Annotated in this window: 20 protein-coding genes; all 20 read left to right on the forward strand. The window is 38.3% G+C overall.

The features are described 5' to 3' along the window. Nucleotides 1-24: 24 nt before the first annotated feature. The gene (locus QM460_RS09150; protein WP_000675345.1) at nt 25-480 is read left to right on the forward strand and encodes a DUF3290 family protein; all 456 of its coding nucleotides are present in this window, start codon (nt 25-27) and stop codon (nt 478-480) included. After that, nucleotides 477-1,112, forward strand: coding sequence for a DUF421 domain-containing protein (locus tag QM460_RS09155; protein ID WP_301559474.1), 636 nt, complete (start codon nt 477-479; stop codon nt 1,110-1,112). Before QM460_RS09150 ends, QM460_RS09155 begins: the two co-directional genes overlap by 4 nt. Before the next feature lie 54 nt (nt 1,113-1,166). Then, nucleotides 1,167-2,912, forward strand: coding sequence for an ABC transporter ATP-binding protein (locus QM460_RS09160; RefSeq protein ID WP_414289920.1), 1,746 nt, complete (start codon nt 1,167-1,169; stop codon nt 2,910-2,912). After that, nucleotides 2,902-4,644, forward strand: a complete 1,743-nt coding sequence (locus tag QM460_RS09165) for an ABC transporter ATP-binding protein (RefSeq protein WP_414289921.1) — start codon at nt 2,902-2,904, stop codon at nt 4,642-4,644. The genes QM460_RS09160 and QM460_RS09165 overlap by 11 nt, the downstream gene beginning before the upstream one ends. Before the next feature lie 105 nt (nt 4,645-4,749). Beyond that, nucleotides 4,750-5,442 carry a sugar transferase gene (locus QM460_RS09170; RefSeq protein WP_061863623.1) on the forward strand — a complete coding sequence of 231 codons (693 nt, stop codon included), beginning with the start codon at nt 4,750-4,752 and terminating at the stop codon, nt 5,440-5,442. A gap of 39 nt (nt 5,443-5,481) precedes the next feature. Further along, entirely contained in the window at nt 5,482-6,708 is a 1,227-nt protein-coding gene (locus QM460_RS09175; protein WP_414289922.1) for a DegT/DnrJ/EryC1/StrS family aminotransferase, read from the forward strand. Nucleotides 6,709-6,844: 136 nt separating this feature from the next. Further along, a complete protein-coding gene (locus tag QM460_RS09180) occupies nt 6,845-6,982 on the forward strand; it encodes a hypothetical protein (protein ID WP_224781718.1) in 138 nt (45 codons plus the stop codon). 19 nt (nt 6,983-7,001) lie between these two features. Then, the gene (locus QM460_RS09185) at nt 7,002-7,502 is read left to right on the forward strand and encodes a hypothetical protein (RefSeq protein ID WP_050077987.1); all 501 of its coding nucleotides are present in this window, start codon (nt 7,002-7,004) and stop codon (nt 7,500-7,502) included. A gap of 5 nt (nt 7,503-7,507) precedes the next feature. Continuing rightward, on the forward strand, nt 7,508-7,756 hold the full coding sequence (locus QM460_RS09190) for a hypothetical protein (protein ID WP_050077985.1): 249 nt from the start codon (nt 7,508-7,510) through the stop codon (nt 7,754-7,756). A gap of 12 nt (nt 7,757-7,768) precedes the next feature. Continuing rightward, complete coding sequence (locus QM460_RS09195; protein WP_050077983.1) at nt 7,769-9,271, forward strand: primase C-terminal domain-containing protein; 1,503 nt, start codon at nt 7,769-7,771, stop codon at nt 9,269-9,271. A gap of 88 nt (nt 9,272-9,359) precedes the next feature. Further along, on the forward strand, nt 9,360-9,521 hold the full coding sequence (locus QM460_RS09200) for a hypothetical protein (RefSeq protein WP_212573433.1): 162 nt from the start codon (nt 9,360-9,362) through the stop codon (nt 9,519-9,521). An 8-nt stretch (nt 9,522-9,529) separates the two neighbouring features. Beyond that, on the forward strand, nt 9,530-9,733 hold the full coding sequence (locus QM460_RS09205; RefSeq protein ID WP_000878299.1) for a hypothetical protein: 204 nt from the start codon (nt 9,530-9,532) through the stop codon (nt 9,731-9,733). Nucleotides 9,734-9,748: 15 nt separating this feature from the next. Next, complete coding sequence (locus QM460_RS09210; protein ID WP_050077981.1) at nt 9,749-10,171, forward strand: hypothetical protein; 423 nt, start codon at nt 9,749-9,751, stop codon at nt 10,169-10,171. Then, entirely contained in the window at nt 10,168-10,614 is a 447-nt protein-coding gene (locus tag QM460_RS09215; RefSeq protein WP_212573432.1) for a thioredoxin domain-containing protein, read from the forward strand. The genes QM460_RS09210 and QM460_RS09215 overlap by 4 nt, the downstream gene beginning before the upstream one ends. Next, on the forward strand, nt 10,607-10,837 hold the full coding sequence (locus tag QM460_RS09220) for a hypothetical protein (protein ID WP_050077977.1): 231 nt from the start codon (nt 10,607-10,609) through the stop codon (nt 10,835-10,837). The genes QM460_RS09215 and QM460_RS09220 overlap by 8 nt, the downstream gene beginning before the upstream one ends. Before the next feature lie 9 nt (nt 10,838-10,846). Continuing rightward, on the forward strand, nt 10,847-11,068 hold the full coding sequence (locus tag QM460_RS09225) for a hypothetical protein (RefSeq protein WP_050077975.1): 222 nt from the start codon (nt 10,847-10,849) through the stop codon (nt 11,066-11,068). Continuing rightward, on the forward strand, nt 11,055-11,540 hold the full coding sequence (locus tag QM460_RS09230; RefSeq protein ID WP_050077973.1) for a hypothetical protein: 486 nt from the start codon (nt 11,055-11,057) through the stop codon (nt 11,538-11,540). Before QM460_RS09225 ends, QM460_RS09230 begins: the two co-directional genes overlap by 14 nt. Nucleotide 11,541: 1 nt before the next feature. Beyond that, entirely contained in the window at nt 11,542-12,552 is a 1,011-nt protein-coding gene (locus tag QM460_RS09235) for a hypothetical protein (RefSeq protein WP_050077971.1), read from the forward strand. A 16-nt stretch (nt 12,553-12,568) separates the two neighbouring features. Beyond that, entirely contained in the window at nt 12,569-13,393 is an 825-nt protein-coding gene (locus QM460_RS09240; protein WP_061409473.1) for a hypothetical protein, read from the forward strand. A gap of 121 nt (nt 13,394-13,514) precedes the next feature. Next, a complete protein-coding gene (locus QM460_RS09245; protein ID WP_050077969.1) occupies nt 13,515-13,802 on the forward strand; it encodes a hypothetical protein in 288 nt (95 codons plus the stop codon). The last annotated feature ends 358 nt before the right edge of the window (nt 13,803-14,160 follow it).

Here is a 14,160-nt window from a genome sequence, read left to right on the forward strand (position 1 = left end):
ATTTATGTAAAGGATTGAAAATAAATGAAATTTTACTCATATGAATATGTTTTGAGCCAGATTGGCCAACAAAATAGTGTCATGATTGGCTTTGGAGTATTCTTGCTTGCCATCACTGGATTTTTTGCTTTTAAGGCTTACCGCGACCATCGAGGAACCAAGTTTCGCGAGTTGGTGATGATCTCGTCTTTGGCTTTACTGGCTGTCATTCTCGGTATTATATCTACTTATCAGTCAAATCAAGCTTCCAACAACCAATTTCAAACTTCACTTCACTTTATAGAAGTTGTTTCTGAGGATTTAGGGGTGGATAAATCAGAGGTCTACGTCAATACTTCTGCAACGACAGATGGTGCCCTTCTCAAGGTAGGAGACAAATTCTACCGTGCCTTGAGTGGGAGTGAACCGGATAAGTATCTCTTGGAAAAACTTGACTTGTATCAAACAAGTGACATTGAATTAGTGGAGGCAAACAAATGACATTTAACTATATCGAGATTCTGATTAAACTGGCTTTAGGTCTTGTATCTCTTGTCTTTGTTATCAACATGACAGGGAAGGGAAATCTAGCGCCCAACTCAGCAATTGACCAAATCCAAAACTATGTTCTTGGGGGAATCATCGGTGGGGTAATCTATAATAGCTCTATTACCATCCTTCAGTATGCAGTTATCTTGATTATGTGGACAATCTTGGTTTTACTTCTCAAGTGGCTTACGAATAACGTCGGCTTTGTAAAACAAATGATTGACGGGAAACCAACCCTACTCATCAAAAATGGAGAAATCGATCCAGAAGCCTGCCGTTCTGTCGGCTTATCAGCTTCTGACGTAGCCCTTAAACTTCGTAGCCAAGGTATCTTCCAGCTTAAAGAAGTCAAGCGTGCTGTACGAGAGCAAAACGGTCAGCTGATTGTAGTACAAAATGGAGATGAAAATCCTAAGTATCCTGTCATCACAGATGGTGTCATTCAGTCTGATGTCCTCGATACTCTCAGCTTAACGGAAGAATGGCTCCTAGATCATCTGAATAAGCAAGGGTATGATAATGTGGCCAATATTTTTATCGCTGAGTATGACAAGGGTCAACTAAGCGTCGTCACCTATGAATAAGAAAAACCTGGGGTTCATGCCTCAGGTTTCCATTTGTCATTAGAAAGGAATTTTATGTCTATCATCCAAAAACTCTGGTGGTTTTTTAAGTTAGAAAAACGTCGTTACCTAGTTGGAATTGTAGCTTTGGTTTTGGTTTCTGTGCTCAACCTTATCCCACCGATGGTCATGGGGCGCGTGATTGATGCCATCACTTCGGGACGATTAACACAGGATGAGCTCCTGCTTCATCTCTTTTATCTCCTGCTAGCAGCTTTCGGGATGTACTATCTGCGTTACGTTTGGCGTATGTATATCCTAGGGACTTCCTACCGACTTGGACAAATCATGCGTTCAAGACTATTTGAACATTTTACAAGGATGTCTCCCGCTTTTTATCAGAGTTATCGGACTGGGGATTTGATGGCTCACGCAACCAATGATATCAATGCTCTGACTCGTTTAGCAGGTGGTGGTGTCATGATGGCAGTGGATGCCTCTATCACAGCCTTGGTGACTCTCTTGACTATGCTCTTTAGCATTTCTTGGCAGATGACCTTGGTTGCCATTCTACCCTTGCCATTTATGGCATATGCAACTAGTCGCCTGGGGAGAAAGACCCACAAAGCTTTTGGCGAATCACAAGCAGCCTTTTCTGAACTCAACAATAAGGTTCAAGAATCTGTAGCAGGTATTAAGGTAACCAAGTCCTTTGGCTATCAGTCTGATGAATTGGCATCTTTCCAGGAAGTTAATGATTTGACCTTCCAAAAGAATCTGCAAACCATGAAATATGATAGCCTCTTTGACCCGATGGTTTTGCTCTTTGTTGGTTCTTCTTATGCCTTAACTCTCTTAGTCGGTGCCTTTATGGTGCAAGCAGGACAGGTAACTGTCGGAAATCTGGTCACCTTTATCTCATACTTGGATATGTTGGTCTGGCCCTTGATGGCCATTGGTTTCCTCTTTAATATTACTCAAAGAGGGAAGGTTTCGTATCAACGAATTGAGAGCCTTTTGTCCCAAGAGTCACCTGTTAAAGATCCAGAATCTCCACTTGACGGGATTGAAAATGGGCGCTTAGACTATGCCATTGATCGTTTTGCCTTTGAAGACGAAGAGACACTGAAAGATATTCATTTTAGCCTCGAAAAAGGGCAAACTCTGGGCTTGGTTGGGCAGACTGGTTCAGGGAAAACAGCTTTGATTAAGTTGCTCCTACGTGAGTATGACGTTGATCAAGGAGCCATTTATCTAAATGGGCATGACATTCGTGACTATCGACTAGCTGACTTGCGTAGTTTGATGGGATACGTCCCACAGGACCAATTTCTCTTTGCCAGTTCCATCATAAATAATATCCGCTTTGGAAATCCTGACCTCCCTTTCTCAGAAGTAGAAGAAGCAACTAAGCTGGCTCAAGTCTATCAAGACATTCAAGCCATGCCCCAGGGATTTGATACGGTTATCGGCGAAAAAGGTGTCAGTCTATCTGGTGGACAAAAGCAACGTCTGGCTATGAGTCGGGCTATGATTTTAAATCCTGATATCCTGATTTTAGATGATTCCTTATCGGCGGTAGATGCCAAGACAGAGTTCGCTATTATCGATAATCTCAAAGAAACTCGCAAGGACAAGACAACCATTATCACTGCCCATCGACTCAGTGCAGTTGTCCATGCAGATTTAATTTTGGTCATGCAAAATGGTCGCATCATTGAACGAGGCAGACATGAAGACTTACTAGCCTTGGATGGTTGGTACGCACAAACCTACCAGTCACAACAATTAGAAATGAAAGGAGAAGAAGATGCGCAATAAACAAGAACAATGGGCTGTATTGAAACGCTTGTTGTCCTATCTCAAGCCTTACGGTCTCCTCACCTTTTTAGCACTCGCTTTTCTCCTTACGACGACTGTTATCAAGAGTATCATCCCCTTGGTAGCTTCTCACTTTATCGACCAGTATCTACATAATCTCAACCAGCTTGCGGTTACAGTTCTGCTAGTTTATTATGGTCTTTTCATTCTTCAAACCATTGTCCAATATGTAGGGAACATCCTCTTTGCGCGAGTGTCCTACAGTATCGTTAGAGATATCCGACGGGATGCCTTTGCCAATATGGAAAAACTAGGCATGTCTTATTTTGATAAAACACCTGCAGGTTCCATTGTTTCTCGTTTGACAAATGACACCGAGACTATCAGTGATATGTTCTCAGGGATCTTGTCTAGCTTTATCTCAGCAGTCTTTATCTTTGTGACAACCCTTTATACCATGCTCGTTTTGGACTATCGTCTGACAGCTTTAGTCTTGCTCTTCCTACCTTTGATTTTCCTTTTGGTCAATCTCTACCGTAAAAAATCGGTCAAGGTCATTGAAAAAACCAGAAGTCTCTTGTCAGATATCAACAGTAAGCTGGCAGAAAATATCGAAGGGATTCGTATTATTCAAGCCTTTAACCAAGAAAAGCGCCTGCAAGAAGAGTTTGATGAGATAAACCAGGAACACCTGGTCTATGCTAATCGTTCAGTAGCCTTGGACTCCCTCTTTTTACGTCCAGCTATGAGTTTGTTGAAGTTGTTGGGCTATGCGGTTTTGATGGCTTACTTCGGCTATCGTGGTCTCTATCTAGGCATAACGGCAGGTACCATGTATGCCTTTATCCAGTACATCAATCGTCTCTTTGATCCCCTCATCGAGGTAACGCAAAACTTTTCTACCCTTCAGACATCCATGGTGTCAGCAGGTCGTGTCTTTGCACTTATCGATGAGACCAACTATGAACCGGCCCAAGAAAATGGACAAACGGAGATTAGAGAAGGGAATATCCGTTTTGAACATATGTCCTTCTCTTATGATGGGAAACACCAGATTCTCGATGATATTTCCTTTACAGTCAATAAAGGTGAAACCATCGCCTTTGTCGGTCATACGGGATCGGGGAAATCTTCTATCATTAATGTTCTCATGCGCTTTTATGAATTCCAGTCAGGTCGAGTTCTCCTTGATGGTGTGGATATTCGTAAGTATAGCCAAGAGGAGCTGAGAAAAAATATCGGTCTGGTCCTACAGGAACCTTTCCTCTATCATGGGACCATCAAGTCCAATATTGCTATGTACCAAGATATCAGCGATGATCAGGTTAAGGCAGCAGCAGAATTTGTCGATGCAGATTCTTTCATTCAGGATCTTCCATTAGGCTATGATGCTCCTGTGTCTGAGCGTGGTTCGAGTTTTTCAACCGGTCAACGTCAGCTGCTTGCTTTTGCTAGAACTGTTGCCAGTCAACCTAAAATTCTAATTTTGGATGAAGCGACAGCCAATATAGACTCTGAAACAGAAGCCTTGGTCCAAAATTCTCTAGCCAAGATGAGACAGGGCCGGACGACCATTGCCATTGCCCATCGTCTTTCTACCATTCAGGATGCTAACTGTATCTATGTCCTAGATAAGGGACGAATCATCGAGAGCGGCACACACGAGGAACTTTTGGCATTGGGTGGAACCTATCACAAAATGTATAGTTTGCAAGCAGGTGCTCTATCCTAAGGAAGAATTCCTTTAAAATACAGATTTCTTGCACTGCCTCTTTCATTTTGTGGTATAATGTAGAATGTTTAAAGATTACATATTAAAAAACAGAGGAGAATGTGCATGCTGAAATGGGATGAACTACCTCAAGAAATGCAATTAAGTGAGGTAAAACCATACTACCAGCTTGTTTCTAAAAGAAAAGGCTCACTGATTCTCAAGCGTTGTCTAGATTTGGTTCTAGCCTTGATCTTGTTAATCTTGACCTCACCCGTGTTTCTGATTCTAAGCATTTGGATCAAGCTAGATAGCAAGGGTCCAGTCATTTACAAGCAGGTACGGGTAACCCAGTACAACCGACATTTCAAGATTTGGAAATTCCGTACCATGGTGACAGATGCGGACAAGAAAGGAAGTCTAGTAACTTCTGCAAATGACAGCCGTATCACCAAGGTTGGAAATTTCATTCGCCGTGTTCGTTTGGATGAACTTCCACAATTGGTCAATGTTCTCAAAGGAGAGATGTCCTTTGTGGGAACTCGTCCAGAAGTACCACGCTACACAGAGCAGTATAGCCCTGAAATGATGGCTACCTTGCTCTTACCAGCAGGGATTACATCGCTTGCCAGCATTAACTATAAGGACGAGGATGCCATTATCAGTCAAATGACTGCAAAAGGTATGACGGTTGACCAGGCCTATGTCGAAAGAGTCCTCCCAGAAAAGATGCACTATAATCTAGCCTACCTACGTGATTTTAATTTCTTCGGAGATATCAAGATCATGTTCCAGACTGTATTTGAAGTTTTAAAATAAAGTAGTCGTAAGATTGAAACCAATCAAAGGAGTAAAACAATGACAAAGTATAATATTCCATTTTCACCACCTGATATTACCGAAGCAGAAATTGCTGAAGTAGCAGATACCCTCCGCTCTGGTTGGATCACAACAGGTCCAAAGACAAAAGAATTGGAGCGTCGTCTGTCTGTCTATACTCAAACGCCTAAGACAGTCTGCCTCAATTCTGCAACAGCAGCTCTTGAATTGATCTTGCGTGTGCTTGAAGTGGGCCCTGGCGATGAAGTTATCGTTCCCGCTATGACCTATACAGCATCATGTAGCGTTATCACTCACGTAGGTGCGACACCAGTTATGGTTGATATCCAAGGTGATACCTTTGAAATGGACTATGACAAGCTTGAGCAAGCGATTACTGAGAAGACTAAGGTTATCATCCCAGTAGAACTTGCAGGGATTATCTGTGACTATGACCGTTTGTTCCAAGTTGTTGAGAAGAAACGTGACCTCTTTACAGCTACTAGCAAGTGGCAAAAGGTCTTTAACCGTATCGTTGTTGTCTCAGATAGTGCCCATGCTTTGGGGTCAACATATAAAGAACAAGCAGCTGGTTCAATCGCTGACTTCACATCATTCTCTTTCCACGCGGTTAAGAACTTCACAACTGCTGAAGGAGGAAGTGCTACTTGGAAAGCTAATCCAGCTATTGATGATGAAGAAATGTACAAGGAATTCCAAATCCTATCTCTTCATGGTCAAACGAAGGATGCGCTAGCTAAGATGCAACTAGGTTCATGGGAATACGATATCGTAACTCCTGCCTACAAGTGCAACATGACGGATATCATGGCTTCACTTGGTCTGGTTCAGTTGGACCGTTATCCTAGCTTGCTACAACGTCGTAAGGACATCGTAGATCGCTATGACCGTGGATTTGCAGGAACTCGTATTCACCCATTAGCTCATGAGACAGATACTGTTGAATCTTGTCGTCACCTTTACGTTACCCATGTAGAAGGTGCTAGTCTCGAGCAACGCAATCAAATTATCCAAGAATTGGCCAAAGCAGGAATCGCAAGTAACGTTCACTACAAACCGCTTCCACTTTTGACAGCTTATAAGAATCTTGGCTTTGACATGGCAAACTATCCTAAGGCTTATGCCTACTTTGTAAACGAGATTACGTTACCACTTCACACGAAATTAACGGATGAAGAAGTAGATTATATCATTGAGACTTTTGTCCGAGTTTCTGAAGAAGTTCTAGGTGCTTCACAAAAATAATTAAAAAAATTAGTAAAAAATTAGTGGTAAGTGGTAAGAGTTTTTAGAAAATCAAATAATTCAATATTTTTAGGAGAACAGAGAAATCTGTTCTCTTTTTTGTTCGCTTAAAATTCTATTTGAGAGGAGTTCAACGATGGTAGGATTAGAGATTGTAATGAATTTAGACACGTTAGAAATCTTTGACGTTATCGATCATGATAAGAATGGAAACAGCGAACAAGCGCCTAAAACCATCCAATTAAGCTTATTTGACTCAATGACGTGCATTTGACAGAAGGAGATAAATTAGGATGGACAGAGAAGCGCTATACAATGAATTAATTCAAAGCGAACCATTAGGTTTCATTGATCCATTTTCTGACCTTGGCGAATTCGATCCTCTTCAGATGAAATTTAAACAACCCGTAAAGGACTTGGTGAATCGATATTCAGGACAACCTTACAGCTTGGCCTGGCAACATAAAATTATGGAAATGCGGAAGTTGTTTATTGCCTATCAGATAGCATTAAATGAAGAAGATAAGCAGATTAACTTTCAGCGAAGAACAAGAAGCGAAGAGTCCAAAGAACATGCTGATGCTATTGTAACAACCTATTTGAAGTTAGGATTTAGTTTTAAAGAGATTGAGAAGCGTGTTTCTTTATCTTACAAGCAACTTCGTCGAGGATGGAGAAGAAGTGATCACATAATGACAAATAGTCCTGAATTTTACAGCAAAGGGGACTTATCTGAAGGTTACTGTTTACCGAGTAAAAAGCTACCTAAATGTATGAGAATCAATGAGGAGTAATTATCATGAAAGAAGCAGTATTAAAGGGGCGTGTTTGTACTTGGGAACGTCTTCTAGATGAGCTATTACAAAACGAAACAAAGGTGGAGAAGGATGAAATTGATTTAATTCCAATTAAAACATCTTGTAGAAAAGAGTATTTCTGGATAGCAGAAGTGAGTGTTGAGAATCAGCACAATACAAGTACTACTGAATATGGGTATTGCCCATTTTGTGGATTAAAAAAACAAGAGATTCTTATAGTTGATTTGTAGAAAATAAAAAACATGAAAAAGATTGATTTACTAAAATGCTTATCCATCATCACAAAAGACGGATTAAGAACTCAAAAATTTAAGAATAGCCATCTAAAGCTCATCTCTTCAACTGAAGAAGGAAGACGAGGCTCTGTATTCGCTTATCGTTCAAAAGCGAATATGGTGAAGGCACGTGGTGTTGTTTTAACGTCTGTCGAATCATTGCTGGAGAACCAGGATCAGTTTACACACTGGACTCCTAACGTCTATTGCTATGGAAGCTATAGCGATGCTGGTCGACGGATTACACGTGGCCACTCTGAGGATAATCTAAGACAGATTAACACATTCTACATCGACTTTGATATTACCTCTGCAGCTGAAGAAATGACGACAGGAGATATTTTAACTGCTTCCCTGGAGCTAGGTTTTATGCCGACGTTGATTCTAAAATCTGATAAAGGATTTCAAGCCTATTTTGTCCTCTCAGAATCAGCCTATGTTACAGCTCATTCTCAATTTCGAGTGGTGAAGGTGGCCAAAGCTATCTCTCAAAATTTGAGAAATTACTTTGCTCAAACTTTACCAGTAGATATGACTTGTAACCATTTTGGGATTGCTCGGATTCCTCGAACTGATAACGTTGAATTCTTTGATGCTGACTATACCTATTCGTTCCAGGAGTGGTTAGATTGGTCGATGAAGCAATCAGAGCTTCCTTTCCCAAGTAAAAAGCCTAATTTGACGGTTATTTCAGGTTCTGAAGGGGTGAAACAGATTGATGAACCCTGGTATCAATTGCTGATGAGAGAAGGGAATATCAAAGGTGGAAAAGCTTTGATGGGAAGAAACAACGTTCTTTTCACGCTAGCTTTAGCCAACTTCTCTTCAGGAATCGATCAGGAAGAGTGTGAGGAGGTTCTTTCTAGTTTTAATGCAAATCTAGACGAACCACTCTCTTCAGCTGAATATCATAAGATTATTACAAGCGCCTACTCAGGAAAATATGAAGCTGCTAGTCGTGACTATGTAATGACTTTATGTAAAGCATGGGTCAATCAGGAACTCAAGGCTTCAGATCTCTTTGTGAAGCAACGTTGGTACAAGTTTAAGAAGAAACGTGCTGACAGAAAGAATAGTCATCTTCATGAATGGAAAACAGATGTCATGGCCTATTTAGAAGGCTTCTATCAATCTGAGGATCCATTTATCCAGACGACGAAAAAAGAGATACGAGAGAAGTTGAACATCCCTGAGCGCTCATTGGATAAAGTATTGAAAGTTCTCAAAGCAGAACAAAAAATCTTCTTCACAGTCAAACACGGGCGTGGAGGAGGCATCAGATTAGCCTCTATCAAATCAATCTTGCTTTCCCTTATCCAGGTGAAGAAAGAACGTCAGGAGGCTTATATGACCAATATTGCTGCTTTCTTTGAAGAAAGTATAGAGTTTACTCAGAGAGTGATAGAAAGGGTTAAAGATGGCTTTAAACAAACACAACAACTATCTCTATTTGAACTTGATATTGGATAATCAAAAAAACCCGTCAACTGCCTTACATTTATATCTACGATTATTACAAGGATATACATGTATATAAAATAACCTATGGAGGAATGATATGATTTTGATTTTAGTTGGATTCTTTAGCCTTATATTTGTAGGAGGATTTTTCTTAGTTTTCTCACTTATAGGGATTCGTCAACAAGTTCGTTTTGAAAACGGATATGATTCTGAATTAGAGACAGATCAGCTGGCAATGATTGGCCAAAATAGAAAGTGAGAAGAAGAATGAAGTACGTAATTTTCAGTTTTGAATTAGGTGATTATATTTGTAATGGGGAGAATAAAGTTTTAGTTTTTGATACCTTGGGACTAGCTTTTCAGTATCTTCAAAAACATTACCGTAAACCACTTCCTGAACAAAGAAAAAAGAGATTGATTCACTATCCTGATGTGTATCAAGCTCCGTTTAGACTTCTAAAAGTTTGTTAGGAAGGGGAAAGGTCGATGTCAGAGTTATTCAAAATTATCCGTGGATACTACCTAACAGGAGTTGGACAAGAACCATTGGCTTACTATTTTAAACTTTCATCGGATAACTTAAAATTTGATTCTGTTTCTGCAGGGGATGTGGCTTTAACTTTTTATCAAAACGAGGAGAGTATTTCTAGCATTCCAGCGATCATTAGAGTAGATAGTGTTATCTCGAATGATAAAATGATTTCAGATTACCTGCAGGAGGAGTTGAGAGATCATTATCCAATGTTGCCAATTGTCCGTGTATTGGATTCTGAGGAATTTGATCCTTTACTCTTTCAAGAAGTGATGACAACGTTCACTAACTTGAAATCAGAAATAAAAGAATTGGCCAAGATTGATTATGTTCAAGGTTCCATATTTGATTTTATGGATGAGGAGGAGATAGGATGAAAGAGCTTTTTACGCATGTTAAGTTAGCTCTAGGGGCTCTTCTTGTCATTTTAGTCGTGAGTCTCGCAGTTTTAGGAGGATATAGGTTGTATAAAGATCATTTTATCTTAGATTATGATCCTCACCTTACTCAGAAGGAATACCAGAATACTGTACTTGATCAAAATGTAAATCTAGTATTTTATAAAAAAGATTGTCCTTACTGTCAGGTTGGAAAAAGTGTAGTTGTAGATGCAGCCAATAAAGGTTCCTATCCTACATTTTACATTGATACTCAGACAGAAGAAGGTCAAAAGTTAGTAGAAAAATACCAGGTTGAAAAAGCTGCAACTATCATCAAGATCCGTAAGGGAAAAATAAAAAAATATCTATATGCTTTAAGAGATTCAGAGGAAAAGATTGTAGCAGATGAGAAAAGTATTCAGGAGGCCATAAATGACTAAAAGGGCAAAACTAAGTAAATGGGCTGAGACAGCTTTTCAAAATGATTGGGAACTATGGCGTACTAGGACAAATGAAGGAATGGTTGTTTTAGGAAAATTATCAGATGGGACATTTACTCTACATCGTTTTAATGATGAGGGAGGAAGACTAACACATATTTCGCAAGATGAGGCCCTTTGGCTAACATTGGATTTGGCACCTGAAAAGTTAGGTTGTATTTAAGGAGGCAGTATGTATCAAATTTTAAATGCTATTGCGCATGGCGTGGTTGGAACTATCTTGATTGCGATCTGGTTTGTACCGCTTTTCAGGATAACTATATGTGATAACTTTGGAAATGAAATCAAAACGAAAAGGATGCCATTGGCATTCTTAATGTTACTAAAAAGTGTTTGGCCAAAAAGTAAGGTTTCATTTATTTGGAAAGGATATAAGAAGCATGAGAAGAACTAAATCACCTAGTTTAAAGCAGAAAAGAGCTAACAAACATTTGAGAGGTATAAAAAATTACACGCTATCGAGTGAACAAAAAGGTTTCGACGATGTATCAACTTTTGATATGTTGTTTGCAACAAATGTGAAGTATCGAGTTTTTGCAATTTTAGGAGGCGTATCTATTTTTATTTTGCTAGCTTTAGTGCCAATCAATCTCTTTTTAGGCTTTATTGCATATGTAGCAGTAAATTTAGTTCATATGAATTCAAATTTTTTTCAATTAGTTGGAGTGAGGGACGTTTCTTTTATGACAGTCTTTGAATCTTTTTATTTGGGGAATGTCGAGTTGATGAGAGATATATTTGTAACTATTTGTGTAGCTATTATAGTTTTATCTTTATCTTTATATGGAAAGTGGGTTACTGAAAAAAAGACGGATATAACCTCTTTAACAAATCAGTATTATGGAAAAATCAGGAAGGAGAAATAAAATGTCTACTTTAATCGAAATATCCAAGCGCTGGATTGAAAAGATAAAATCTAGCCCAATTTTGAAGCCATTTATTAAGACTAAAGTTTGGTTTCAAGAGAATATTATTAAGAGAAAACTAGTTATTTTCTCAATGTTGTTTGTGACCTGGTTAAGTCTTTTGATGGGAGCGATTTTCTCACCACAAAGACAAACATATACTTCAGAACAACTCAAAACAAAGCAGGTTTTTGCAAATGGTAGTGGTGAGATGAAACTGGTCAGCCAGGAATATTCACCAGATACTGGAATTATTGTTTTACAATTTGAGACGAAGGATGCTACGACTTCGATAGATCGGGGCATCGATGCCAAACGATTGAAATGGAAACTCTATGCGCAACATAAAGACTCAAAAATAGAGATGGATGTTGTGCCAATCATTGATAATAAAGTATCAGTTATTATTAAAGGAGTTCCGAAAAATTTTGGTGCATTTGCGATCGATGTGACGAATCAGACAGTCTCTTCTAGCTCAATTGATGTGAATATTTCATCGCCATCCAGTGATTCTAAAAAGGTTTCTCAGAAGAAATATGAAGAAGATGACACTGTACAATTCTTTGTAACTCCTCAAAATACTCAGCTTGAAATTAAAGCTATTGAGGTTGTTTCCAGAGAAGAATTTACTCTTCAGGAAATCGAAAAAGAGATCAATTTCCAGAATGAACAGTCTCAAAAATTGACAACATCAATTTCTCAATTGAAGGAATCTATTGAAGATGATAACTCACGAAAAGCGAGTCTTCAAGCAGAAGCAAAATATCTAACAGGTGATGATCTCGAAGCCAATCAAAAGAATATTGCTACGCTAGATACAAACATCGAAACGAAGAACAGAACCATCGAAACAGCCTATAAAAACATTGAAAAGTTGAAGGCTAAATTGGAGTCTTTGGACAAGAAAAAAGAAGCTGTTAAAGATGGAACATTTGAATTTTCAAACCCTATTGAAACTGTAGAAATGAATTAAAGTGAGGTAAAATAAAATGAAAAATTTAATTAAAATGGTAAAAGAAACTGATAAATTGGGATATAAATTATCTGCAATTTGTGGAGTGAATTGGCTTATTAGACAAGCCTTTAAATGGCAATATTTATTTTTTGTAATGGTTGCAGGCGCTGTTCTGATTAAAAAAATTTCAGCAACACTTGAAATTAGTCCAAATTATTTAGGATTTTTGATGGTTATTTTTATCTTAGCCGTTCCTTTTTCAAAATTGCGTTTTGGTGTTGAGAGATTTATTTTTTCATTTTTTGAAAGTGTTGTGTTTGGCTTTATTTTTTCAATCGCAGTGGATTTTCCATTTCAAGAAAACGAATCATCGTTCTGGCTTTTAGCCACAATCTTTAGTATCGGTATTTATTATTTCATGAAGTGGTTTCAAGCAAAACTTTTTCAGCGTTATCTGTTCAAAAATATCTTAAATAAGGACTACCTTGGAATCCGAAAATTAAAAGATAAGTTACCTCCTAAAATCAATCTTTTTACAGATGCTGATGAAGGTGATGCAAACCAACGAATGATTACGATTAATCAGCGAGCAGTGAAAAAGGATTATCAAGATATTGTAGAATTAAGTTTTTTGAATAGAGAAAAACGGACAGGTATTTCCTATTATAGAAAAGCATGGAATGGTTCTGAAGCTCCTCTTGAAAGAGAATTTGTAGATATTGAAGAATTTTATCATCCAGCATTTTATGTCTTCCCGTTTGGGAAAAAACATGATTTTTGTTTCTGGTTGATTCAATTTGATGTGAGTAAAAAGAGTGCGTTTTCTATGAAAGGTGAGTTCATGTTTACCAACAAATAGTAGTCAAAAATCTCCTTAATTTTTGAATTAAGGGGATTTATTTTTTATGATTGTCCCTTTAAAAAATAATTTTATATTTTAGATTACAATAGGCTTAATTAAATAAAAAGGAGAAGTAATCATGGCTAAAAATGATTTAACAAAAATTGATAATCAACTGGAAGAGGCGAGGAAAAAAGTTGCCCTTTTGGAAGAGGAACGTAAAGAAGTAGAAGAGAATCTTCAAAAACAAATTGGTAAAATTTATGTACAAATTCAATTGAAGAAAAATAAAAATCAGTCGTATGAATCAATTATTGAAGAGTTAAAAATGGAATTGAACCTCATCAAAGAAGATGAAAAAGAACAACGTTTAGCAGCGAAGAAAAATCGTGAAGAAGGAGACTTTCCAGCTGAAAATCAGTCTTGATTTTTGAGTTTTGAACTTCCAAATGAAGTCAAAAACGGTGTAAGTAAAAGTATGTAAAGAAGAAAAACCGTGTAAGTATAACACCTATAAAGTATGTAAAGGTAAGTATCGCATGTGTGTGTAAGTAGGCGAAGCCGAGAAAATTACCGGTACTGGAAACGTTGATACTATCAACATATCACGGCATGTGATATCAGTTTCCCTTATGCTCTTTTCTACCACAACACACCTAAAAAGGACCTTAGTCCCTCTGTGTGTGTTAGTGTGTTGAAAAACCGCAAAAATAGAACCGTATCGGTTCGTGATGTTGCGAGGTTGAAGTTTTCTTTTTTGCTTCTTTTTGCTTTTGCTTCGACAA

The organism is Streptococcus infantis (assembly GCF_047464415.1).
Taxonomy (GTDB): domain Bacteria; phylum Bacillota; class Bacilli; order Lactobacillales; family Streptococcaceae; genus Streptococcus; species Streptococcus infantis_AE.